At 42.4% G+C, this 25,559-nt stretch carries 23 protein-coding genes, 1 tRNA gene and 2 pseudogenes; 5 read left to right on the top strand and 21 right to left on the bottom strand.

The genetic code is table 11. From position 1 onward, the window contains the following. Positions 1-75: 75 nt before the first annotated feature. Entirely contained in the window at positions 76-1,026 is a 951-nt protein-coding gene (tsaA, locus tag ACTXGH_RS09625) for a tRNA (N6-threonylcarbamoyladenosine(37)-N6)-methyltransferase TrmO (protein ID WP_439296751.1), read from the bottom strand. Between the two features lie 546 nt (positions 1,027-1,572). Between tsaA and ACTXGH_RS09630 the strand changes: the two genes are divergently transcribed. Both ACTXGH_RS09630 and ACTXGH_RS09635 read left to right on the top strand, forming a co-directional pair. After that, entirely contained in the window at positions 1,573-2,346 is a 774-nt protein-coding gene (locus ACTXGH_RS09630; RefSeq protein ID WP_439296689.1) for a ferredoxin--NADP reductase, read from the top strand. Positions 2,347-2,492: 146 nt separating this feature from the next. Then, positions 2,493-2,579, top strand: a tRNA-Leu gene (locus ACTXGH_RS09635). Between the two features lie 212 nt (positions 2,580-2,791). On the opposite strand, the gene ACTXGH_RS09640 is transcribed toward ACTXGH_RS09635, so the two are convergent. Both ACTXGH_RS09640 and ACTXGH_RS09645 read right to left on the bottom strand, forming a co-directional pair. Then, positions 2,792-3,487, bottom strand: coding sequence for a hypothetical protein (locus ACTXGH_RS09640; protein ID WP_439261045.1), 696 nt, complete (start codon positions 3,485-3,487; stop codon positions 2,792-2,794). Between the two features lie 118 nt (positions 3,488-3,605). Beyond that, complete coding sequence (locus tag ACTXGH_RS09645; RefSeq protein ID WP_439261046.1) at positions 3,606-5,519, bottom strand: acyltransferase family protein; 1,914 nt, start codon at positions 5,517-5,519, stop codon at positions 3,606-3,608. 343 nt (positions 5,520-5,862) lie between these two features. Here ACTXGH_RS09645 and ACTXGH_RS09650 point away from each other — a divergent pair, with 343 nt between their 5' ends. Continuing rightward, complete coding sequence (locus ACTXGH_RS09650; protein ID WP_439296688.1) at positions 5,863-6,114, top strand: transposase; 252 nt, start codon at positions 5,863-5,865, stop codon at positions 6,112-6,114. Positions 6,115-6,286: 172 nt separating this feature from the next. On the opposite strand, the pseudogene ACTXGH_RS09655 reads toward ACTXGH_RS09650, so the two are convergent. From ACTXGH_RS09655 to ACTXGH_RS09695, 9 genes and pseudogenes are all read right to left on the bottom strand, one after another. Beyond that, positions 6,287-6,454: pseudogene (locus tag ACTXGH_RS09655) on the bottom strand (cation transporter); the annotation flags it as partial. Between the two features lie 111 nt (positions 6,455-6,565). Then, a pseudogene (locus tag ACTXGH_RS09660) lies at positions 6,566-6,712 on the bottom strand (heavy metal-binding domain-containing protein); the annotation flags it as partial. A 113-nt stretch (positions 6,713-6,825) separates the two neighbouring features. Further along, positions 6,826-7,002: a hypothetical protein gene (locus tag ACTXGH_RS09665; RefSeq protein ID WP_439261048.1), complete on the bottom strand. Its 177-nt coding sequence runs from the start codon at positions 7,000-7,002 to the stop codon at positions 6,826-6,828. A gap of 137 nt (positions 7,003-7,139) precedes the next feature. Further along, positions 7,140-7,616, bottom strand: a complete 477-nt coding sequence (locus ACTXGH_RS09670) for a DUF305 domain-containing protein (protein WP_439296687.1) — start codon at positions 7,614-7,616, stop codon at positions 7,140-7,142. A 95-nt stretch (positions 7,617-7,711) separates the two neighbouring features. Then, positions 7,712-8,860: a copper resistance protein B gene (locus ACTXGH_RS09675; RefSeq protein ID WP_439296686.1), complete on the bottom strand. Its 1,149-nt coding sequence runs from the start codon at positions 8,858-8,860 to the stop codon at positions 7,712-7,714. Between the two features lie 25 nt (positions 8,861-8,885). Further along, complete coding sequence (locus ACTXGH_RS09680) at positions 8,886-10,589, bottom strand: copper resistance system multicopper oxidase (protein ID WP_439296685.1); 1,704 nt, start codon at positions 10,587-10,589, stop codon at positions 8,886-8,888. Between the two features lie 74 nt (positions 10,590-10,663). After that, positions 10,664-11,305, bottom strand: a complete 642-nt coding sequence (locus ACTXGH_RS09685; protein WP_439261052.1) for a DUF411 domain-containing protein — start codon at positions 11,303-11,305, stop codon at positions 10,664-10,666. Positions 11,306-11,395: 90 nt separating this feature from the next. Beyond that, positions 11,396-11,992 (bottom strand): c-type cytochrome, encoded by a 597-nt coding sequence (locus tag ACTXGH_RS09690; RefSeq protein ID WP_439296684.1) that lies wholly within the window; start codon positions 11,990-11,992, stop codon positions 11,396-11,398. 132 nt (positions 11,993-12,124) lie between these two features. Then, positions 12,125-12,400, bottom strand: coding sequence for a hypothetical protein (locus tag ACTXGH_RS09695; RefSeq protein WP_439261054.1), 276 nt, complete (start codon positions 12,398-12,400; stop codon positions 12,125-12,127). A 218-nt stretch (positions 12,401-12,618) separates the two neighbouring features. Between ACTXGH_RS09695 and ACTXGH_RS09700 the strand changes: the two genes are divergently transcribed. After that, a complete protein-coding gene (locus tag ACTXGH_RS09700; protein WP_439296683.1) occupies positions 12,619-13,320 on the top strand; it encodes a heavy metal response regulator transcription factor in 702 nt (233 codons plus the stop codon). Positions 13,321-13,324: 4 nt separating this feature from the next. Further along, positions 13,325-14,812 carry an ATP-binding protein gene (locus ACTXGH_RS09705; RefSeq protein ID WP_439296682.1) on the top strand — a complete coding sequence of 496 codons (1,488 nt, stop codon included), beginning with the start codon at positions 13,325-13,327 and terminating at the stop codon, positions 14,810-14,812. Between the two features lie 41 nt (positions 14,813-14,853). Here ACTXGH_RS09705 and ACTXGH_RS09710 read toward each other — a convergent pair whose 3' ends face one another. From ACTXGH_RS09710 to ACTXGH_RS09750, 9 genes are all read right to left on the bottom strand, one after another. Beyond that, positions 14,854-16,164, bottom strand: coding sequence for an arsenic transporter (locus tag ACTXGH_RS09710; RefSeq protein ID WP_439296681.1), 1,311 nt, complete (start codon positions 16,162-16,164; stop codon positions 14,854-14,856). 43 nt (positions 16,165-16,207) lie between these two features. Further along, positions 16,208-16,966: an arsenical resistance protein ArsH gene (gene arsH, locus ACTXGH_RS09715; RefSeq protein ID WP_439296680.1), complete on the bottom strand. Its 759-nt coding sequence runs from the start codon at positions 16,964-16,966 to the stop codon at positions 16,208-16,210. Next, positions 16,950-17,360, bottom strand: coding sequence for an arsenate reductase (glutaredoxin) (arsC, locus tag ACTXGH_RS09720; protein ID WP_201595128.1), 411 nt, complete (start codon positions 17,358-17,360; stop codon positions 16,950-16,952). The genes arsH and arsC overlap by 17 nt, the downstream gene beginning before the upstream one ends. Before the next feature lie 101 nt (positions 17,361-17,461). Next, complete coding sequence (locus ACTXGH_RS09725; RefSeq protein ID WP_439296679.1) at positions 17,462-17,812, bottom strand: ArsR/SmtB family transcription factor; 351 nt, start codon at positions 17,810-17,812, stop codon at positions 17,462-17,464. A gap of 347 nt (positions 17,813-18,159) precedes the next feature. Continuing rightward, the gene (locus ACTXGH_RS09730) at positions 18,160-18,885 is read right to left on the bottom strand and encodes a DUF3726 domain-containing protein (protein WP_439296678.1); all 726 of its coding nucleotides are present in this window, start codon (positions 18,883-18,885) and stop codon (positions 18,160-18,162) included. 12 nt (positions 18,886-18,897) lie between these two features. Further along, positions 18,898-20,625, bottom strand: a complete 1,728-nt coding sequence (locus ACTXGH_RS09735; protein ID WP_439296677.1) for a hypothetical protein — start codon at positions 20,623-20,625, stop codon at positions 18,898-18,900. Positions 20,626-20,801: 176 nt separating this feature from the next. Further along, positions 20,802-22,475 (bottom strand): BCCT family transporter, encoded by a 1,674-nt coding sequence (locus ACTXGH_RS09740; RefSeq protein ID WP_439296676.1) that lies wholly within the window; start codon positions 22,473-22,475, stop codon positions 20,802-20,804. Between the two features lie 196 nt (positions 22,476-22,671). Beyond that, positions 22,672-23,661, bottom strand: coding sequence for a membrane dipeptidase (locus ACTXGH_RS09745; protein WP_439296675.1), 990 nt, complete (start codon positions 23,659-23,661; stop codon positions 22,672-22,674). A gap of 187 nt (positions 23,662-23,848) precedes the next feature. After that, the gene (locus ACTXGH_RS09750) at positions 23,849-25,324 is read right to left on the bottom strand and encodes an aldehyde dehydrogenase family protein (RefSeq protein ID WP_439296674.1); all 1,476 of its coding nucleotides are present in this window, start codon (positions 25,322-25,324) and stop codon (positions 23,849-23,851) included. Positions 25,325-25,559: the final 235 nt, after the last annotated feature.

Here is a 25,559-nt window from a genome sequence, read left to right on the forward strand (position 1 = left end):
CTTCTTTCATGGTTAATTGAGTAGCGAAAGCATTACGCTAAACTCTAGAAATTTATAAAATTAATAACTTTGAATTCAATCCACTTCTACAATTGCCGTGATCTGCAACTGCCCTGTCTTTAGCAACTGAAAGCTGACATCTACTGACTTATAACGCATCGTAAACACTTTGTTCATCTCCGTACGGCGGTACGCAGGACGTGGATCTTGCGCGATTAATTCTTTTATATGGTCAATATCAGAGACTAGCAATTGCTTTTGTACTTTGTGGACTAGCCCATCTCTTGAGCTTAGCGAATTTGTTGAGTTTGTTGAATTTATAAAAAGTAATGCAGCATTTTCCGTACCACTATTTGTGTCATTATTTTTATTATTAGCTTTATCAGATTGCTCTACATTAACCTGCTCTACATTAATCAAAGTCATAATCTGCTCATGAGCAGATTCAGTCATCGTCACATCTAGTAGTGTTGGCGCAGTTGGCGCAAAGCCACTCTCCGCATCATCAACAGTATCGCTATAAGCCACATAGGGTTTGATATCGATAATTGGCGTACCATCAATCATATCAGCACCGCTAATGATAAGTAATACGCGACCTTCTACTACCTCAACACGTTCAAGTTTTACCACAGACAACCCTAATCCTGATGGTCGATACATACTGCGACTGGCAAACACCCCTATCTTTTCATTACCGCCTAGCCGTGGTGGTCGTACTTGCGCGCGAAAACTGTCTTGCGCTTTATTGTTGATATGACCATTTTTATTTGCATGGCCGTTTTTATTTATAAAGTTATGATGAAACTGCCAGCTAAGCCAAACATGACTAAACGCTTCTAGTCCTGCAAATGCCGCTGGTGTGTCATAAGGCGCTAACACCTCAATCACGCTAGTCAATGCCACCAAATTTGGCTGTCTTGGCGCCCCAAACTTCTGTGACAGCGGCGCACGATGATAGCCAATAATTGGCGCATGGTGATAGCCTTCTGACGCATAGCCCTCCGGTAGATTGCCCTCTACCATATTGTCACCTGACATAAAAAATCTCCAAAAAAACTTGCCAATAGCGACAATTTGTCTATTCAAAACAGATTTATACAATAAAACAGACTGACTATAAAACAGTCTCATCCAATCATACAAAATTATTTACTAACGATATTCTATTTTATCATGCCCGCTTAGAGCCGCTGAGCGGATTTTTATTTTAAAGTTTGGTATTATGAGCGTGGAATTTATTGAGAATCGTTTGTATTCGTATACTGGCGTCTCTATACATATACTTAACAGGCATTCAGGTCCCCTTATAACGCTTAATAATAATGTTAAAATAGCGGTTTATAATGCAGCCTATTTGCTTGATTCATGATGCTATTGAACTCATAACATCCAAGCTTAATAAGTTTAATATTTCAAATTTTAAGCGGTTGCACTCACTGTCTCTATCATGATTTTGATAATGGTCATAAGCGACATACATTTTTAGTGTATGAATCTACCATTGAAAATTTTAATTTAATACTTATTTAAACCTAATAATGTAGTCAGTAATCTATTAACGAGGACTTTATGTCAAAACTTCGCACCGAAACGGTCACAGAGGTTCATCACTGGAATGACGCTCTATTTAGTATCAAAACCACGCGCGATGATGGTTTACGTTTTCGTAATGGTGAGTTTGCGATGATCGGTCTCGCTATCGATGGCAGACCACTACTACGCGCTTACTCGATCGCTAGTCCTAACTATGAAGAGCATTTAGAATTCTTTTCTATTAAGGTTCAAGACGGTCCATTAACTTCACGCTTGCAGCATATCAAAGTTGGTGACGAGCTATTGGTCAGCAAAAAACCGACAGGTACGTTGGTGCTTGATGATTTACTGCCAGGTAAGCATCTATACATGCTATCAACGGGTACTGGGCTTGCGCCGTTTTTAGCATTGGCACGTGACCCTGAGGTGTATGAGCGCTTTGACAAAATCATTCTGGTCCACGGCGTACGTCATATTGATGATTTGGCTTATCAAGATATGTTTGAAAACGAGCTGCCAAATGACGAAATCTTTGGCGAATGGTACCGCGAAAAGTTCATCTACTATCCGACGGTCACGCGTGAAGCGTTCAGAAACACCGGACGCGTCACTGACTTGATGAAATCAGGTAAACTGTTTGAAGATATTGGCCTGCCACCGATGAATAAAGAAGATGACCGCGTCATGCTCTGCGGTAGTATGCCTTTTAATGCGGAAGTGTCAGAGATATTAGATGGCTTCGGTCTTACTGTGTCACCACGTATGGGTGTACAGGCAGATTATGCAGTCGAGCGTGCCTTCGTCGGATAATTTGGCTAGGGCTGACAACACTAAAATGCAATTTATATAAATATTTCTTGACGGCTCAAAATAGGCTGTTATAATACGCAGCCTATACAGTTAACCCTGTAGTCCAATTCGATAATATTTATCCAATAAACATTATCTTCTAACATGCCAGTGTGATGGAATTGGTAGACATGACGGATTCAAAATCCGTTGCCTTTAAAAGCGTGTCGGTTCGAGTCCGACCACTGGTACCAATACTAAAATACCGCTAACCATAAATCGTTAGCGGTATTTTTTTGCGCGTTGGTTTATAAATCTATGCTAAAAAATCTACAATATAGTTGTTACTAAATAAAATAGAGGCATTGCATTAATATGAGAGACTGGTACAAATTTTTCTTGCGTGCTATATATATTGACTCTATCTCATAGAGCATGTGGAATATAACTTACTCTAAAACCAAATCTATTCAGCTTCATCTATGAGGGTATTTAACGCTTCTGCCATATCGTCATCGATAAGATTGTCTTCAATATAATTGACCAATTGATGTATGGTGCTCAGATCCATCTCTTTAATACCTAAGCTGACCAGCTCTTCGTTGATAGACTCTAAACTTACAACATCTTCAGGGTTGCCCAATAAGTGTTCATCAAATCCAGCATTGACGAACCAATATAGCTTTTCTAGTACGGTGTTTTTTTCGGTCAAGGTAGAATAACCATCGCCTTGGATAAATAAATTAAAATGATAAGGTATCTCTACATCATTGATGAAAAACGTGCGCATACAGTCTATCGTGTAGGCTTGGCTATCACTATTCTCATCGTCTACATTGCCTTCGCTGTTTTCAATCTGCTCTGTGACTAAGCTTCCTACTATCTGATAATCGCCTGTTTTTACCTTGTGATTATAGATGATAGTAGCGTCAGCTATGGCGTCAAAAATGACCGCGCTAACATCTAGCGTATTGTCATCGATATCGTAAAAGGCTTTTAGTGCGGGTAAAAACTCGGTTAACTCATCTTCAGACACTGGCGTGAGAAACTGCTGCTCGTATATGGTTATCATGTCTTCAGGAGCATAAGTATTGACGTTGTCTTCTTCATTTCTGCCGGTAGGATTGAGCGGAATAAGGTTAAAGGGATTGTTATTGGTCATGTATAGTGCCTTGTACTAGAAGTTCGCTGTATTGATAGCTGTGACCACAGTTCTAGCGTATATCGCTAGTTATGACGCCACAATAAGGGGCATACGCCCCCTTTTAGCCCTCAAACAGTTACTTTAACTCAAAGTTATTTATCATAGCTTGGTAATTACTGTGGTTCATAAAGTGTTTTGCAGAATATTTTGAACCTATAACTGAGATATGATCTCCATCAAAAGTGTACGGAACATTAGTTCCATTAACATCGAAAGTGTTATTGTTCTCAAAGAGCATTGTTCTGTCAATATAATAAACATTGTCATGTTTTTGAGATAAATTGTTCAGTCTCATGTTTGCTTTACTTACAAATGTATCATTACCATCGAAAGCATCTATATCAAATGGTTGATCAAAATAAATACTTTTATAAAAACCTTGTAACGGGTTTTTTTTGTAATCATAAGGAGCTGCCATAAGGAATATATTTACATCCAGCTTAGCTGCTTCATCAATCAGTTTTTCCACATCTTTAAACTGTTCAAATTCTAAAGCATTACCCCATGATCCTGCGAATATTAAATTTTCATAATTTTGCATATTTTCTTTCAGGTATTTCCTGTTTAATAAGCATTGCTCATAGGCCTTATTCGTTTTAGAACCTATAAAGTTTTCGGTAAGAGATGGAACACACCAATTGGTAACTATTGATTGAAAGGATGCGTCATTAGCCTTAAATACCTCGTCAAAAAATGGTTCATTATGACCAGCAAAAGAATCACCAAATAGCAATGTTTTGGCATTTTTTTCTTTATTACCTAAATAACAATCAATCCCCTTACTTTGGCTTACCTCAAAACTTGGGTCGTGAGATGAATAAAAACAATAACCGTTATTTCTATAAGGTATTTTTAGGCCATCAATAATATTTTCGTCAGACGCGTTTAACGAAAATCTTTCCTCAACCCCTTTATCTACAAAAACAAAGCTTCCTAGGACGCCAATTGCCAATACCATGTATATAGGCTTGTGCTTTAAATACGTAAATAAGTTGCCAAACTCTCTTCTGAAATTGATTTTTTCAACATATTTGTAGCTCAAAAATCCAAGTAGTATAGAGAGTGCCATACCTAAATAAATATAAGAGCTACTTAGTGAGAAGTAGTATATAGCTACAACAAGTGGCCAATGCCAAAGGTAAATTGAGTAAGACCAAGCTCCTAGTTTTTGGAAGACTATATTACTCGTAATAATACTGTCATTACGCTGTGCTTGGATGATTAGGAACGATCCTAGAACCGGAAATAACGCTAGGTAACCTGGCCAAGGATTTTCTGCTGATATTAAAAAATAAGAGCTGACAACCAAAGCTACGCCTATCCACTCTACAAACTTTTTTCTGCCCTCTTTTAAGGTAAAAGGATAAGAATAAGCAACACCACCAATCAACATCTCCCAGGCTCTGGTAGTCAATAAGAAGTAAGAGGCATTGGGCCATTTGTAAGTAGAAAAAACACAAAATATAAAGCCTAGAACCGTTGCCACTAGTATCATAAGTTTCATAGTCTTTATTGACAGAAACTTGCGCATAGCGACCAGAATCAATGGATAGATAATGTAAAACTGCCATTCTACTGATAATGTCCAAGTATGTAACAGCCATTTTTCAAGAGAAGCTGCATCAAAATATCCAGCTTCCCTCCAGTACATGATATTGGATAAAAAACCTATACTACTGGCAACATGCTTACCTAATACTCTGTAATCAAAGGGCGTAAGGTAAAACCAACCAAAAATCATCAGGACTAAGCAAAGCAATGCTAAAGCAGGAATGATTCTATTGGCGCGAGCAACATAGAATTTTAGAATAGAAAATCTGTCTTGCTCAATCCCTTTAAATATTATTCCAGTCATTAAGAACCCTGAAATTACAAAAAAGACATCAACGCCAGCAAATCCCCCTGGCATCCAAGAAGGGTTGAAATGGAATAGCAGAACAGCGATAACTGCGATTGCCCTAAGGCCATTAATATCTTTTCTAAATTTCATAAGAACACTGTCCAAAAGGTTAATATAAAGTTGTTATAAATATCGCTGTAAATACAATATTGTAGGCTGTACACCAGTCGACTAAGAAGATATTGTCGATGGTATCTTATTTGTATGTGAATGCATAGCTCTACTAGAGCAGTTAATGTCAGTTATGTGCAATAGACATCATTTTATTAAGAAGGTTTAAGGCCAAATTACAAACCTAAGAAACATATACGAGAGATCAGCATAAAAGTTGCTGATGAAAGGTTATAAAAATTCTATGCTCGTATAACTATCTCCTAAACTAATACACCTTAGCCATAGAGTTTTTTATAAAACATCCATAAAACGTTTTAACATGAGCAAACGTATCACTGAAACGCAAATTGTATCCATTTTAAAAGAAGCTGATGTGGGGTTTTCTGCCAAAGAGCTATGCCGTAAATACGATATCACTAGTTTAACCTTCTACAAATGGAAGTCTAAATATGGTGGTATAGAAGCATCTGATGTGAAGCGTCTAAAAGAGCTTAAAGAAAACCGCAGATTCAAACAGATATATGCTGATTTAAGTTTAAAATCTCAGATACAAGAAGAGTTTATAAATTAAAAGATTATAAATTTGACAGTTCAATTATCGTTATAGTCTATAAAAAAGAGCCACCACTGCATGCAGTGTTAGCCCTTTCAAACGGTGTTTCTTATTAGATTATCTTAGGTATTTTTAAACCATATTATGTTCGATCTTGATACCCAGTGCTATTTCGATAAATCCAAACCCCTCAACCTGAGCGCGTTACGTTACCAATCACCGAGACTGACGATAAGCTCATCGCTACCGCTGCTATCATAGGACTTAGCAGCAGACCAAACACCGGATAGAGCACGCCAGCAGCAATCGGTACGTCAAGCGTATTATAGATAAAGGCGAAGAATAAGTTCTGTCTGATGACGGATTTTACTTCCCTGCTGTCCGCGCCTTCTCCATGACTATATGCATGTTTATGGTTGTGGTCGTGATTATTATTGTTTGAGTTAGCAAATTCATTCTCAGGTTGCAGAAATATACCGCATATTGGACAATCGCTCTTTTCAACATCTCTAACTTCTGGATGCATTGGACAGATAAAGATTGTGCCAATGTAGCCAGTAGGTACTTTATCGTACTGTCCGCCTTCTATAGACTTTGTATCGTCAACATGCTTCATAAAATCACTCCTTGAAGACAACGAGTAGAGATTTTGAACCAATTATATCAAGCGCTGATAGCCGTGGTTTCTACTCTGCTTTACCTGCCTAACCATTCAATTGAGCCTCAGACTTAGTCTGGTTTACGCAGATATTTAATCAGTGCCAAAATAGCCAATATCAGTACAGCAAAAACCAGTACCGTAAACAATAGGGAGACTATGGATCTTCCCCACCCCACACCATGCATTGATCCATTCATCATGCTATACATAACAGCATCAGTCATACCATGCATCATAATTACCATTATAAAGCCCCCTTATTTTTATTTCCTTATCCATAGTAATGATATAGTACTGGCGTGTGATCGTATACCTTTCAATGAGCTAGTTACTCGAAAATATCGAATACGTAATACTCAAAGTTGATAATGCTCTATTCTAGTTATTTCAATTCATCAATTAATTGCTGCATCTCATCGATTTCACGCTTTTGTGCTTCGATAATGTCATCGGCAAGCTGGCGTACACGCGGATCTTCGATATCAGCACGGGTACTGGTCAAAATAGCAATCGAGTGATGCGGTATCATCGCTTGCATCCAATCGACCTGATCAACCGTTTGTTGTGATCTAACGCCCCATAAACCAAAGGCAAGTAGTACGACGCTAATCCCATAAATCATAAGATTGACCTTAGTCTTTTTATACATATTGGTCATAAAGGCGAGCATAATAATAGCCATCATAGCGCCCATATATAACGCCATATAAGCTCTAGTTTCGCTAAAATAAACGTGATCCCACTGATAAGTATTAAAATACATCATGATAAACATCACTACTGTCGATGTTAAAATCATGATTGTGAACTTCACATAGGGGTTCATTTGCTTCTGTTTATTATCCATATGATTATTCATATTCTTGTCCTTAATTTAGTAAAAAAGGCACCTAAATGAAGAGGTGCCCGTTTTTAGCGCTAGTGTTATAACTGTTTTTGCTTACATGGTTAACACTAGAACCAAAATTTCACACCAGCTGTCACGCTACTAGAATCAACAGCTTCGTCTTCTTGACGTCGCAAATCTCTTGTGTCGCCTAAAGCGGTCTCATAGCTGATACCCACATAAGGCGCGAGCTGACGACTTAACATCTCGTAAGTAAGCCTAACGTCAGCCCCAAACTCATTAAAGCCTTTAGTAATATGGTTATCCGTATCATCTTTGCTAAATACCGTCAGCTCTACTTCTGGAATCACTACCCAATGCTGATCTAAGCGCCACTCGTACTCCGCAGCTAAATCAAGCCGGACTTGCCCATCAGTATATAAATAAGCTCTAGCATCAGTTTCGATGAAGTAAGGTGCAGTGCCTGCAATACCAGCCATCACGGCAGATTTATCATTTTCGGTATCATAAGCAACACCGGCTTCCCCATTCCAAAAAATACTAAGTGGCTTCCAGTAAGATAATGAGGTTAAGCTATCAATTTCTTTATCATCTTTAGTTTGGATACTACCTTCGCTACGTAGCGTTACGCGGTTGCTGTCTGTACCGTACCACGTATCAAACTCATAATTGATTTGATCATCGTCAAATTGATAACCCAAATCGTCTACTGACACGCCCCATAATGGCAAGGTGCCCATCATTAAAGGCTTACCATGCTCTCCATAAGGAACGCCATTTGAATAATCTGGACTACGAGCATCGGCTGGTGGTTCGCCGCCTTGCATCCCAGACATATCCATACTGCCATGATCCATGCCCGACATATCCATGCTGCTGTGGTCCATACCTGACATATCCATACCACTGTGGTCCATACCTGACATATCCATACCACTGTGGTCCATATCTGACATATCCATACCACTGTGGTCCATATCTGACATATCCATACCACTGTGGTCCATATCTGACATATCACCTGACATGTCCATGCCGCTGTGGTCCATGTCTGACATACCACCTGACATGTCCATGCCACTATGGTCCATATCCGACATATCACCTGACATATCCATGCTGCTGTGATCCATACCAGACATATCCATACTGCCATGATCCATGTGCGACATCTCAGCAGCATTTGCTAAAGGTGACATTAATAACATCAAAGATGACATGCCAATAAACGGTAGACCTACTTTATATACTTTCATAATAAGGCTCATATTCGAAGGTTTATTAAACAACGGCAACTTCTCTAAACATCCCAGCTTCCATGTGATAAAGCAGATGACAATGCCAAGCCCAGCGTCCAACTTCACCCGTAACATCAAAACTAATCTTTTGGGCAGGTTGTACCGTGATCGTATGTTTACGAACCTGAAAGCCACCATCAGGCGCACGCAGATCACTCCACATACCATGCAAATGCATCGGATGATTCATCATAGTGTCATTGACTAAGGTGATACGCACGCGCTCATTAGGTTTGATGTTGACCGGCGCGGCATCCCGAAACATAACCCCATCTAATGCCCAGATGTAACGCTCCATATTACCCGTTAGGTGAATCTCAAGCTCTCTAGTCGGTTTTTGCTGCTCAGCTAAAATATGCTCATCAACAGAGCGCAGTTGACTGTAGTTTAAAACCTGCCGATCAATATTACGTAGATTAATACCCGGATCATCAAGATTCATACGCGGACTATCGACGCGCATATCCGTCTTAAAGTCGTACTCTGTATTGGCATGACGAGCGTCATAACCCTTGTCTCCCATCGCACCCATCATATCAGCCATGGTCAACCATTCAACTTTATCCATAGCAGGTATTGGCGCACGCGCGTCCTTTTTAGTAGCAAGCGTCGTCGCTACATAACCTGTCCGATCGATATTTTGGGCAAATATCGTATGGGCATCTTTAGTTGGCGTAACGATGACATCATAAGTCTCGGCCACTCCAATACGGAAATCATCGATATCGACAGGACTCACATCAATTCCATCTGTCGCGACTACCGTCATTTTTAGACCAGGGATGCGTACATCAAATATCGTCTGCGCTGAGCCATTAATAAAGCGTAGCTTGACTGGCTGACCTGCTTTGACAAGTTGCGTCCAGTTAGCCGCAGTCGTTTTACCATTCATCAAATAAGTAAAAGTCGTTTCACCAGACAGATCCGTAAAATCTGTTGGCATCATGCGCATCTGATTCCACATTTTACGCTTATCAAAAGCAGCTTCTAAATCCGTTGCGGCAATATCAGACAATAGCTTCTTGAAATCTGGCAAATGATAATTATCAAAGTCTGCGCGCTGTTTTAATAGTTTCAGCAAATTGTGTGGGTCACGGTGCGTCCAATCACTGAGTAAAATGACATGATCTTCTTGGGTAGGATGACGCTCGCGTCCTTTTGGTTCGATGACAATGGCCCCGCGCATACCGGTTTGTTCTTGAAATCCAGTATGCGAGTGATACCAATAAGTGCCCGCTTGTTTCAGCGTAAATTTATACGTAAAGGTACTATTGGCTGGGATACCATCAAAGCTGATACCTGGCACACCGTCCATCTCAAACGGTACGAGCAGACCATGCCAATGAATAGAGGTCGATTCATTCATCTGGTTATGGACGCGGATCACTACTGTATCGCCTTCGCGCATTTTTAGCGTTGGCGCTGGTAATGAATCATTTATGAGAGTCGCCATGCTCGACTTGCCGTTAACAATAATGGGCTTTTTGCTGACATAAAGATCAAACTCATTGCCTGTCAATATGGGTACTTTATGCTCGGGCTTATCAGTGTTAATGACGACGTTTTTTTGATTTGCCCCCAAGGCACTATTGGCAATGGTCGGTAACGTCGATAGCATAGACGCGCCAAGTAGCGTAGATGACCCTGTCAAAAAACGCCTGCGGTTAAGCATGCTGTTATTATTCATAATAATGACCTAACTTAATCCATAAAATGGGAATTGAGTTTGTACCAAACGATCTACTTCAAACATCAATCAAACTACAATTGCTGCTGCGGCGACTCAATATCAGCATAGACGCTGGTTGTACCGTCTTTATTGATTTGCATGATTTGATATGGCATAAACTGATTTTGATACTCCATACCAGGGCTACCGACTGGCATGCCCGGTACGGCAAGACCGATAGCATCGCTAGGTGGGTTCTCTAAGAACTGCGCCATGTGCTTAGCAGGGACATGGCCTTCAAAGACATAGCCGTCGGTGGTGACTGCGGTATGGCAAGACTGCATTTGCGGCGGTACGCCATAACGCTCTTTAAATATCGATAAGTCTGCAACGTCTTGCGCGGTAGCGTTTAAGCCATTATCTTCTGCATGGCCTATCCATTCTTTACAACAACCACAATTAGCATCTTTATAGACCGTAGCCGAGACATTTTTAAGAAGCTCTGATTGGTTTATCAAAGGAGCCGTCACCGCTGACAGCTCAGCTTGGGGCTGTGCTATCTGAGCTGATTGTGTCGCAACTGTTGGCTCAGGTTGTACAGGCTGAGAATCAGCAGCGCTCGTATTTGATTGGCTACAAGCCGCTAATAATAATGAAGATGTCGCCATCACTAAAAGAGCACGACCAGATAATTGGTTGTGTTCGCTAGAAAACATATTGGTATAGCGCTTCATAAAGCCACTCCTAAGCGTCTGTTTGTATTTTTGACATTAAAAACTAGGTATTAAAAGCTATAAGACTAAAAACCATGATCTTGAAAACAACTAATGCTGCATTTCAAATCCGTCGTCTGACATATCCATCATGTCGCTATTGAACGACATATCCAGCATATCGTCGTCCAACCTAGTCGTTAGCATGGTGTACTGGCTTTTATCTAATTTAGGTAGCGATCTGATAAAAGCGACCATGGCCCACATTCTATCGTCATCATGCGTTGCACCCCATGCTGGCATTCCAGACGCCATGATGCCATGTTTAATCGCCCAAAACCCTTGTCTAGCACCAGCCTGCGCTTGATAACGCGCAACAACATCAATATTGGTAAAATTAGGTGGCTTTGGATATAAGCCTTGACTAAGGTCAGTCTGTTCTACGCCAGGAGACAAATGACAGCCTGCACACATGTCTTTATAATCTGCACCGCCACTGCTAATCATGTCCACCTGTTCTAAATCTGGAACGATGATATCTTTACTCGCATTTTCTATAGAACGATTACGAGCTGTTTCCAAGAAATTGTAGACCATTGGACTATGCTCTTGATCGGCGCCAATATTTATAACACCACCAGTAATGACAGCAAAAACACCAGTAATTGCGACAACAAGGGTAAAAATTATCCCCAATAAGAATTTCATGTACTTATCCTAAAAATCTATTTTTGTTAATACACCACTATTATTTAGTAAGGCTGTTTACTTAATAAAACTGCTTATTCAGTAAAGCTGCCTAATAGTGATGTATGTTTCATAGGACTATATTTAAAATTCTTAAGATTTACTGTCATTACTTCCGTTGTCACTACTGACGCAGTGTTTTTGATAAATCTGTTTCATTTTGCCCATATTGGCCATCATTGCTTTCATAGCAGGGTCGTTCATATCCATCTTACTATGATCCATCTTTTGCATCATTTGCATATGTTTTTCCATCTTTTTACAGTTCATTTGATCCTTTTCGGCATGGAATTTGGGATCATGAGCCATAGCAGACGTTGAAACGACTAGAGCAACAGCAGTGATGATGATTGATTTGGTTGAGTACATGGTAAACCCTTATTTTTTGGTGAAAAGCCATGTTACTGGCTTAGATTATGTCTTATTTATTCTGACTGCTAGATGACAATAAGATGACAATTTTGTCATCTTCGTCGCTTTAGATTTTCATGCCGAGTATACTCCTTTAGTATGAAGACCACAGTAAGGCTAAAAGTAATAGCGAGAACGAGCCGCATTAAATTGATCCGCCTAATGGAGGCCAGCCTATGAAAGTATTGCTAGTAGAAGATGAGATAAAGCTTGGTGAGTACATAAAAAAAGGGCTCAGCGAAGCCGGCTTTATCGTTGACCATCAGACCACAGGACTCAACGGCTATCATGCTCTTATGACCGAAGACTTTAATGTCATCATCATGGACGTGATGTTGCCTGATATTAGTGGCTTTGAGCTAGTATGCAATTATCGAGCCGCTGGCAAGCATACGCCTGTCTTATTTTTAACGGCAAAAGATGAGTTAAGCGATAGGGTCAAAGGTATTGAAATCGGTGGCGATGACTATCTAACCAAGCCTTTTGCCTTTGCAGAATTAATAGTCAGAATAAAAAGCCTACTAAGACGCGCCAATCAAGCAGATTATCAAAGTACGATTATGCAAATAGCGGATCTAAAAATGGACATTGCCAAGCGCACTGTGCATAGAGGCGACAGCGCTATTAAACTGACGGCAAAAGAGTTTGCTTTATTACAGTTTATGCTTGAGCGTCGCGGTGAGGTACTGCCGCGCTCCGTCATTGCCTCGCAAGTATGGGACATGAATTTTGATAGCGATACCAATGTCATCGATGTGGCTATAAGACGTCTGCGACTCAAAATCGATGATGGCTTTAATACAAGACTGATCCATACCGTGCGCGGCATGGGTTATAAATTGGACGTTTTAGATACACATGATACAGACGTTGAATAAATCGATGTTAAATAAAACACCACCTAATGATACTCAAGCGAAATCTGATAATCGGCGCTGGCCTTTATTATGGCGCACGATATTTTTACTAACCTTCTTCGTGATTCTCTCACAAGTAGTGATTTATATCTGGGTGCAACGTTCTGTCAAAGGTCACTTTGAGGAGATGGACGCGGAGATTATCACCCATGCTGCTTTTGATTTGCGTCAGCGTCTAACTGATTTTAATGATCAAACGGCTACCTCTAACTTATCTACCCTCACAGTTCCAGCAGACAACGACCATTTGCACCCCTCTTGGCGCGATTATGATTTAAAAAAAGTCATTGCTGATAAAGAGGGGCAGCTTTTGACCAGCATACCCAGCCGCTTTGTCGACGATTTGCCAGCCAGCTTTAATATATTATCATTATGGAAAGAGCATCAGGAGCAGCAGTTCGTCGTTGAGATAAACGATAGAAATTATCGAGCCATCATTATCAAAGACCACCATACCTTGGCATTTATCGCCCTACCCATCGATATTCATCACCAATATTTATTACAGTTCAACCGTCAGCTTAGTATGATCTTAATGGCCATTACCCTATTGTTAGTCTCCGTGGCAGCATTAAGTGTTTACTGGGGCTTTGCGCCTCTATCTACTATTATGCAAAAGATGAAAGGCATCAACCCTGAACGGCTGGATGAAAGAATTAACGCTCATGACATGCCATTGGAGCTGCGTCCGCTTGCTGAATCCTATAACTTAATGATGGGCAAGCTTGAGAGCAATTTTGCCTCCCTGCTACGCTTCTCTGACAATATTGCCCATGAGCTGCGCACCCCACTTGCGACCCTTAGCACCCAAACACAGGTAATGCTCAGTAAACCTAGAGATAGCGCTGAGTATATCGAGCAGCTGCATCACCAGCATGAAACTTTAGAGCAGTTATCGAGTCTGATTAATAATATGCTCCTGCTCGCTAAGACTCAAAAGGGGCTGAGTGACTCGCAGCTTAGTACTGTCGATACTGACAGGCTGATTGGCAAACTTGTCGATTATTTTGAGCTGATCGCCGATGAGCGCGGTATCACTTTTGACAAATTAGGAGACTTTGGCAGTGTGTTAGGTGATGAAGGGTTGCTGCAAAGGCTGTTTGCCAATCTACTATCAAATGCTATCTATTATGCGGCTAACGATAGCGTCATTACTATTGCCGCGCATAAAATGGCCATGATTGACAAAGACAACTTATCAAAAAATGTTACATCTTGCACAAAAAAACAGTCATTAAAAATAACCATTACCAATCGTTTGGACGAGCCACTGGCACAAAGCGATGCGGATAAGTTATTTGAGCGGTTTCATCGTCACGATCAAACCAAGGCTATGCACGCAGGATCAGGTCTGGGATTATCCATTGTGCAAGCTATCGTCAACGCCCATAACGGCAAAGTCAGCATTACTATCAAAGATGATTATTACTTCCAAGTTGAGGTGATTTTGTAGCGAGCACTGTATCGGTTTTAAAGCGAATCAACTATAGCTTCTTAATAACTCGGTAGCATCGGCAACCAAAACACCAAGGCCAACAGCGTGGCTAATAATACTGGCGGCGTAATGAGCAGCCCGATTTTCATATACTGCCCCCAGCTTATTTTATAGTCTTTCTCTGCCAATACATGCAGCCATAACAAGGTCGCAAGGCTACCAATGGGCGTAAACTTCGGCCCCAAATCATTGCCAATCACATTAGCATATATCATCAGCTCGCGAGTCGCTGCGGGTACTTGCGCGCTATCAATAGCCAGTGCACCAACTAAGGTAGATGGCATATTATTCATTATAGAAGCCACGATAGCCGAAAGGAATCCAGTCCCCAACGTTGCGATAACGACACCCTGCTGCCCTAACCAATTCAGTATTTGGGCACCATAAGCCGTCAGTCCTGCGTTACCCAAGCCATACACCACCAAATACATACCCACAGAAAACAAGACGATTTGCCAAGGCGCGTTACGTACGACATCAGACACCGAAACAACGGCATCTCGTCCGCCTTGCCACCAGCGGCCTGCAATAGCCATTAATACCAATGCCGCCGCACCAGTTACGAGGGAGATAGGAATACCTAGTGACTCGGTGGTAAAATAAGCAACCAATAACAAGGCAAGCAGCGGAAAAGCGGCTTTAAAAACCAACGGATCTTCAATAGCGGATGCAGGCGCGCTAAGATTGGCAATGGAATAGTGTTTTGGGATTTGGCGGGCATAGACCACCCACAGCACTGCTAATGTCGCGATGACAGAGACAATATTTACCGGCACCATGACCGCCGCATAACGTCCAAAGCCAATATCAAAATAATTGGCGCTGACGATATTAACCAGATTAGAAGTCACTAACGGCAGGCTCGCGGTATCAGCGATAAAGCCTGTGGCGATGATAAAAGCCAATGCCGATGGCGGTGAAAACTTAAGCCGTAGCAAGATAGCGATGACAATCGGTGTTAGGAGTAATGCAGCCCCATCATTGGCAAAAAACGCCGAGATAAACGCGCCCAATATTACAATCATGGGAAACAACAACCGTCCCTGCCCATTGCCAAGTCTGGCCACATGTAGCGCCGCCCAACCAAAAAATCCTGCTCTATCTAAGATAAGCGAGATGATAATTAGCGCTACAAAAGTAAAGGTCGCATCCCAAACGATGTCCCATACAATACCGACATCGGATAACTGCACCACGCCAAAAGCTAAGGCGATTAAAGCCCCACCCAGCGCGCTCCAACCAATACCCAAGCCTTTAGGCTGCCATATCACCAAAATCAAAGTCACGATAAAGATAGTTAATGCGAGCATGGAGCAACCTTATTTACAGCGTGTTGATTATAACTAGGAGATATTACAGCGACTTTTGATTGACACGTTGCGACACTGCTTCAGCACTTTCCACCCGCTCAGAGTATCTATCTGTCAAATAGGCTGAACGTCCACGAGTGAGCCAAGTAAACTTTACCAGCTCTTCACAGACATCAACGAGGCGCAGATATAAGGGCGACTTGTCCATGCGATTATCGTCGTTAAACTCTAAAAAGGCTTTAGGGATAGACGATTGATTAGGGATAGTAATCATACGCATCCAGCGCCCCAGAATGCGCAGCTGATTGACGGTATTAAAGCTTTGACTGCCACCGCTCACTTGCATCACCGCTAAGGTTTTACCCTGAGTTGGTCGTACGCCGCCCAGTGCGAGTGGTATCCAATCGATTTGTGCTTTCATAATGCTAGTCATACTACCGTGACGCTCTGGACTCACCCACAGCATACCCTCTGACCACTGCGCCAACTCGCGCAGCTCTTGCACCTTTGGATGATCGATATCAGCATCATCTGGCAGCGGTAGACCCGATGGATTAAACATCCGTACCTCGCAGCCATACCAACGCAGCAGCCGACTTGCTTCTTCAGCCGCCAGCCTGGAAAACGAGCGCTCACGTAATGACCCGTATAGCACCAGTATCTTAGGCGGATGACGTGGGTCAGTTGGCGCAATCAGCGATTCAATATCGATCGGTTGTAATTGATTGGCATCAATATTGGGCAAGTCATCTAGCTTCAATGAATCCTCTGCGTGAGGCTGATTTTTATTCGCTTTTGTCATGATAAATCGTCTCGCCGTCTTCTTTTGTAAAACTGCTCACTGGGTTTTCTAATAATTCAAACACTCGCTCTGATGGTCGGCATAACGCTGCGCCTTTATCTGTGACCACGATAGGACGGTTAATTAAGATAGGATGGGCAATCATTGCATCGATAATTTGATCATCAGATAACTCAGGCTTATCTAAGCCCAACTCATCATTGATGGTTTCTTTGCTACGTAGTAACTCTCTTGGCGAGATATTCATCTTCGATAGCAACGCAACCAACTCATCACGGCTCGGCGGGGTTTTTAGATACTCCACCACTTCTGGCTGCTCACCTGATGCCTTTATGATGGCAAGCGTATTGCGAGAAGTACCGCAGTTTGGATTATGAAAAATTAATGGTTTCATAGCGATTTAACCTATTTTTTGGGTATGGTTATTAAGAATTTATTTATTAAAATCTTTTTATTGAATCAGTTATTAGCTTAGCGCTGGCTTTAAAAAATTTCTTAATTATTAGGTTTAGCAATTTCACAGCCGCCTAAGCTATCCATCAGCGAGGCACACAATTCTGGATGGCCCGCACAGCAATCTTGCAATAAAAACTGTACGACAGCTTCCATATGCGTAAGGGATGCACGATAGATTATCTGACGACTTTGACGTTTTGACACCACCCACCCTGCCCGCGCCAGCACCGATAAATGCGCGGACATGGTGTTATGTGGCACAGACAGCTGACGGGCTATTTCACCCGCAGGTAAACCCTCAGGCTCTTGACTGACCAGTAGTTTAAAGGCTTTAAGACGAGTGTCTTGAGAGAGCGCCGCAAAGCTTGCGATAGCAGTTGTTATTTCCATACGTCCAATAATACAGACATATCAGAATATTTCAATAAACAATAAATGAAAAATGTTTATAAGTAGCATTTTAAAGCTTTCGATAATCCAATTTTTAACAACGTACAACCCACAGCAAAAAACCCGCTAAAACAATTTAGCGGGTTTCTAATGTCAATAAACAAGTCAGGCTATCAACTAACAGTCTACAAAATAAATTGCCTTACACTGCCCAACAAGAGCAACTAAATATATTAAAAAAATATTTAAAATTAGATACTTCCGTTCTAGTAATATTATTCTAAGTCCGACACTCCAAGAACGACGTGTCCCAAGCGCTTGATTTAAAAAATGAAAATCAGTCAAGTTTACACCCCGCCAGCGCCTTTGCTCGATACCTCGCTGTTTTCTACCAGTATGGCGGCCGCTGTTTTTTTGAGTATCGCCCACTGCTCATCATCGACATGAATACCCTCTTTCCATGAGCGCTTATGGTTGGCATACAATTCATCCGTCGATATTTTATGATCAAAATGTTCGATTTCTTGTTCAATATCGAAGTTAGCAGTCGCCAGCTCAATGATCATATCGTTGGTATTGTAGTTGGCTTGAGCCTTATTAAAGAAGTAAATATCAGGATAGACAAAGCCTTGGTTTAGGGTAAGTAAAGTATGCTTGGGCACCGTGCCATTATCCCATTTTGCTAGGCAGGCAATGCCATTATCAGCGAGCTTGACCAGCTCACTATAAGCCAGCCAACGATTATGGCAGTTCATTATATAAATCTGAAAATGCTCCAAATCACCCATTTTCTCTAGTGCGTAGTCCATGATGGCAGGCAAATGACAAATCAAACTGCTGTCATGCAAATCAAAGCGAATCGCGCCAGTCTCTTGATGGACAATATCGATAGGCGTATCTTGTTCAGATAAAATAAAAGGGGTGGCATTATTAAAATGGCGTACACCGTCCAGCCCTGCCATCTCCAGCTCAGCGACCATTGAAGCAATAACATCAGCTTCGCCTACTTCGCGGTGCATACCAGTAAAGGCTTTATACACCATTGCTACGATTTCATTATGCGATACAATCATGTTTAAACCTCCCTACTGTGTGAATGGCTGTTTGATTGACGACTCTTCTTTTGACAAATTGGGCAATAACGGAAACAGCCATTCATCACTATGCACCTCGCTAAATAAAGGCGCACCTTGAAACAAAGTAATTCGCACCCATCGATCAGATCTGGGATCGAACTTGGTCGCGCCAAACATCGATAGCTTACAGCGTAGCAGATGCATGGGCGGTGTGTGTTTATTCAAAACATTCATCTGAATATCACCCATTTTTTTATGTCCCATGGTCCATACGCGGCGCGCGATAGAGCGGTACTTAGGTTTGCTTAACATAAACTCGGATATGAGCTGCTGTGGATCGGCTTGCTGCAATGCTGAGTATAGTTTTTTGGTTTGCCGAGCGATGTCTAATGACAGCTCTCGATCGTCGCCAGGCTCTTGACCGCGCACACCCATACGTGGCTCTTCTTTATCCACCGAGCGATACCAAAACCAATAGCGATTTTCAGGCTCATCAAAATCAATAGTAATTGCCCATTGATAACGTGATTCTAATACATCAAGTAAATCTTGAATCACTTTACCCTTCGGTAATGATAAGCTTTCATCGGCATTCACCTTTTCTTGGAACGAATCTACACGTTCAGGATATAGCTCCATTAAGCAAGAAATAATAACTTCTTGGCTCTCAAAACTTAAATGATCATGAGCTTGCAGAAACTCCGCCCATGTTTTATGACCTTCAATCATGTTCATAAGCTTACTTTGTAATACACTCAACTCTATAACGACGGTCGCGTTCAATTGATCTTGCTGCTCATTGATAGTAACGATTTCGGTAAAATGCTGAATCGCACGTGTCAACAAGCTTGAAAAATATGCCGCCTTTTCTGCTTCAATAGCACAGACCAAAGTCGCTTGTACGGCTTCTTCACGAGTGGTGAGCCACTGATCGACGATACAAGGGTGATTGATTAGATACGGTGCCATACCCAGACCCGTCGCGTTACCGATTCCTAGATAACGCTTAATCTCTGGATGGAGCGCGACTGCTTTATTACCGCCTTTTTTCTTGGCTAAAAAATCAACCCAATCAAGGCTAAACTCGCGCAATAGATAAACTGCACACATCTGCGCGCGAAACGACTGATTAAAATCTTCGCTATGATCTAATGGCTTAAAATCATAAATACCAAATTTGCCGTTTCCATAGACTGCCGTGGTACGCAGGATATAACCGACTTGTGCGAGCACCTCAAGGTCAGGCTGCTGACCATCAGCTAAGGCGCTCACGATATGATCAAACACTCGCACGCTTTTATTAGCGCGTGCCAGCACCATCACCATGTTGGAATTGCGACCTGCTTCTTGTAGCGGTACATTGGCTTTGAGATTATCGAGTAGCTCCTGACCAATCTCCCCAAATACGAGGCCAAAGGTGACATCCCATTTTTGAGCGATCACTCGATCATTACGCTCGTCATCGGCCAGCTCATTACAAAACACCACCAGATGATAAGTATGCTCAGGGGTTTGCAGACGGTAGATCACTTGTCCATAACCCTTGTCATCCAAATCCCACAGATGCGTACTCAGTGTCCATTTTTCTCTATCAATTTTACGCAGTAATGTACGTACAAAGCTGATACGCGTCTGGTGCATAGCACCCAGCCGCTCAGCATTCATGACCACATCGGGGCTGCGTAAAGACAGTGTCGCTACGTCAATGCTCTCATTGTTTGCGTGAACCAAATTCATAATGCCACTACCTTACATAATATGTCAGACCAGTTGACTGGCTGACCGTTTTAACGAAGTGCTTTTAATCAAAGCCATTTAAAAACCAACCATTTTAATCAAACCACTGTAAATAAATTACTATCATAATCAACATGTTATACACAATATATCTATTATTATAGTTGTTCAACAATTTACTTTTCTTCAATAATTTTTTGTTTAGCGAGCTCTTCCTCCGCCTTGCGATGATTGACCACAACCTTGTTAGGACGATACAAATCTTGATCGCGTGCCATTTGCTGGGCGATTTTTGGTCCGTTCCATAGAGACGGCAGCAAAACAAAAGATACAGGAACCGCAGTAATGACAATAAAGGACTGCAAGGCGCTCACACCGCCTGAACCAAGCGAAATCAATACAATAGCAGTAACCCCCATCATGATGCCCCAGAAGGTACGAATCATAGCGTTTGGCTCACGCTCGCCACTGATGACGACACTAATGGTATAGGTCATCGAATCCCCTGTCGTCACGATAAAGATCGTGGTCAAGATTAAAAACAGAATTGAGGTAATCAAAGGAAACGGTAATTGCTGCGTGACCGCTAATAGCGCACCTGGCAAATTAAAGCCTTCAAAGGCGGCGCTCACACTGCCCGGATTGGCAATCTCAAACGCCAGTCCCGAACCGCCAACGATGGTGAACCAAAAACAGGTGACAAGCGGTGCAATGATACATACTGTGGTAATCAACTCTCGAATGGTACGACCACGTGAAATACGAGCAATAAAGATAGCCATCATCGGGCCATAGCCCAAAAACCAGCCCCAAAAGAACACCGTCCACCAGCTCAGCCAGCCTTCATCACCGCGATAGGTTGCCATCGGGATAAAGTTATCGATCAAGCTACCGACACCTTGAATATAGCCATTAACAATAAAGTTGGTCGGGCCAAAGATCAAAATAAACACCATCAGTGCAAAAGCCAGCGTAACGTTAAAACGGCTTAAGAGCTGCATACCGCGCGTCAGTCCACTAATTGCTGAGATGGTATAAAGCGCAATAGCGAATACGATAATAATTAGCTGAGTGGTAAAGGTATCAGGGATACCAAATAACTCATTGAGCGCATAGCTGGTCTGCAAACCCAAAAATCCAATAGGACCGATGGTGCCCGCCGCCACCGCGACGATACAACAAGCATCGATAATGGCGCCAGCTTGACCCGTCAGTACACGCTCACCAAACACAGGATAAAGTAAGGTACGCGGCTTAAGTGGTAAGCCTTTGTCATAATGCAGATGCATCACTACAATAGCGGTCAAGCTGCCCACAATCGACCACGCCAAAAAGCCCCAGTGCATAAAAGACTGTGACAAAGCATTGAATGCACGTTGTTGTAAGTCTGGTGACTCACCATATAAAGGCGGCGCCGTCACATAATGCGCAATAGGTTCAGCGGCCGCCCAAAAGACCCCGCCGCCAGCAAGTAGCGTACAAAAAAGAATGGCCATCCACTTAAAGCTGTCCATCTCTGGCACAGGCAGATTACCCAAAATAACTCGTCCTGTGCGGCCAGCACCAACAGCCAAAGCAATGACGAAAGTCGCTAATAATAGTATCTGCCAAAAGGGACCAAAAATATTGACCGACCAAGCAAAGCTGACATTGACGATTTGTGCTAATTGCTCCTCAGCAAAGATAGCCATCAAAACAAAGAGGGTAATAAAACCGCCACTGTACCAAAACGCTGGATTTTTAAGACCTAAGGTATCGGACGGCCCCTCTACATGGGTTAAGGTGCCTGTTGTTTTGTCGACGTCTGAGCGTCCTTGCTCATCGCTATTAAATCCCTTTAAATCGGCCATGATGTGGCTCCATATGCTAACGTTACATTGTTTAAATCAGAGGTATAGTCAATCCACTATAAAAATGAAAGAGTTTTAACGCTATAAAACGTCGTTTGTCTTATAGCGCGTTGGAGTGATGGCTTGCAAAGCTTAGATTTAAACAACGAACCTCTAAAAAACGAGCTTTCAAAGCTTAACTTTAGAGTGTTAATATTTAAGCCGACGGCTTTAAACCTTGCTCTAAAAAATCAAACCAGTTTTGGCCGATAATTTTGCCAGCATCAGCCTCATTAAAGCCATGCTGTAAAAGACCGTTATAGATATTTTCCATACCATCTTTGCCAGCGAACCAAGGCAAAGTATCCGGCCAGCCTGAATTATTAGCATTACCTTCACCATAATCCATCGCTTTTGACCAGCGACCATTACGCATCCATTCAAGTACCGCTTGCGGCTGATTAAGGCACAAGTCGCTACCAATAGCTAAGTGCTCAACACCATATTTATCCGCACAATTGGCAATCATTCTGCAAAAGTCCTCAAGCGTACAGTCGCTACCATTTGGCAAGTGGAACGGGTATAAACTAAAGCCTAATAGCCCGCCCGCTTTGGTCAAGGCGCTAATAACCGTGTCTGATTTATTACGCAAGGCATCATGAGCGGTGGTTGGATTGGCGTGACTGATACATATCGGACGCGAGGAGACTTCTATCGCCTCAAGCGTAGATTGCTCAGCACTGTGCGACATATCGACGATCATACCGACGCGATTCATCTCTTTAATAGCTTGCTGACCAAAGCGGGTGACGCCGCTGTCATTCTGCTCATAGCAGCCAGTTGCTAGCAAGCTTTGGTTGTTATAAGTCAGCTGCATAATCAGTAAACCCAAACGGCGCATGACGCTAATCAGACCAATCTCGTCATCGATTGGTGAGCAGTTTTGCGCGCCAAAAAAGATACCGACTTTGCCCTGCTCTTTTGCCGTTTTGATATCAGCGACCGAATACACGGGCATAATCAAATCGCTGTTCTGCTCAAAGCGTGCGTGCCATTCAGCGAAGCGGGTCATGGTCTGACGCGCATCTTCGTGATAGACCAAGGTGGCATGTACCGCATTGATACCACTATCTTTTAGCATCTTGAAGTAGTCGCGATCCCAATGGCTATACTGTAATCCGTCAATGACGATATGATCTTGATACATATCCATTCCCTTTTTATGCTTTCTTAATTTTATGAGCTGGCTTCTAGCTTAAGATTTGCGTAGGGTGGGTTAGCTTTATTAAGCTTTCGTAGAGAGTGCCAATAAAACGTAACCCGCCGTTTTGAATAATCTAATATCGAATATTGGCGGGTTACGCTATCGCTAACCCACCCTACGCTTTATCCTATTAGTACGCTTTTTGATAAGCGGTCTTGACGATGGTATAGAATTCTTTAGCGTATTGACCTTGCTCACGCAGGCCAAAGCTCGACTCTTTACGACCACCGAACGGCACATGATAATCGGTACCCGCTGTCGCTAAGTTCACCATCACGCAGCCAGCTTGTACTTGCTCTTTAAACATCGCACTACTACGCAGACTTTGGGTGATGATGCCGCCAGTCAAACCAAAGCGCGTATCATTGGTCATCGCAATCGCCTCTTCCAAGTCCTTGACACGCAAGACACAGGCCAGCGGGGCAAACACTTCTTCTTGGTTGATATCCCAGCTGTTATCGGTTTCAGTAAACAAGGTCGGCGACATATAGTAGCCTTCATGTGGCATCTCTAAACGCTCACCACCAAAGGCTAAATTGGCTCCCGCTTGTTTGGCTTTTTCAATCCAATCCATGTTTGATGCCAACTGCTTGTCATCGACCACAGGTCCCATAAAGATACCGTCATCAAGCGCATGACCGACTTTTAGCGTTTTCATTTTGGCGACCACACCGTCGACGAAAGCATCATGGATACTGTCCATGACGATAAGGCGTGAAGAGGCGGTGCATTTTTGTCCTGAGCCCCCAAATGCACCAGCAACCGCTGTATCAATAGCAACCTGCAAATCAGCATCATCAGCGATGACTAACGCATTTTTACTACCCATCTCAAGCTGGCAGCGGATAAAGTTTGGTGCCGTTGCAGCAGCAACTTTACGTCCTGTCGGTACAGAACCTGTAAAGCTGACCGCATCAATCTCTGTAGAATGGATAAGCGCGTCACCGACGCTAGAGCCGCCACCCAATAGCAAGTTAAACGTACCTTCAGGCATACCTTGACGGTGAATGATTTCCGCTAACGCGACCGCACTGGCAGGCGTTAAATTCGCAGGCTTCCAGATAACACTGTTACCAAAAGCTAACGCTGGCGCGATTTTCCATACCGCAGTGGCAGTTGGAAAGTTCCAAGGAGAGATAATTGCAACCACACCGACAGCTTCACGGGTGACTTCGACTTTGACCCCAGGGCGTACCGAGTCAGCAAGGTCGCCCATTTGACGTAACACTTCAGCGGCATAATAATGAAAGAACTGACCAGCACGATAAATTTCACCGCGACCCTCTAGAAAAGGTTTGCCTTCTTCACGTGATAACAAAGTACCTAGCTCATCACAGCGGGCAATCATCTCATCACCAATCGCTTGTAGAATAGACTGCTTCTTTTCAAGTGGCGTTGCTTCCCACTTGGGCTGTGCTTGGCGAGCAGCTGCAATAGCATCTTTGACTTGGTCTTGACTTGCTTGCGCGAACTCACCAATGGTTTCGCTGGTATCAGATGGGTTAATATTGGCAATGGTATCAGCGCCCGCTTGCCATTCACCATTGATATAAAGTGACTTAGTTGGGTCTTGTTGCAATACTTGTTGGGTGGTTTGGGCTGACATAAGAACATCCTTAGTAAAACGATTAAAAAACCTGGTAAATAAAAAATATGAAATGAAACCTATCTATATAATTGATTTACTTTGAAGAAAATAGTGCTACTGGGATGAATTTTGTGAAGCCTCTGGAGTGCAAAGCGCACAGCAAGCGAGGAAAATTTATACCAGTAGCACGTTTAACCACTGTATTTGTTTTATTTTAAAATAAATATATTTATGAATAGAAATTTATTCAAAA

Origin of the sequence: Psychrobacter sp. 1Y10 (genome assembly GCF_052259005.1) — a bacterium.
In the GTDB taxonomy this organism is placed as follows: domain Bacteria; phylum Pseudomonadota; class Gammaproteobacteria; order Pseudomonadales; family Moraxellaceae; genus Psychrobacter; species Psychrobacter saeujeotis.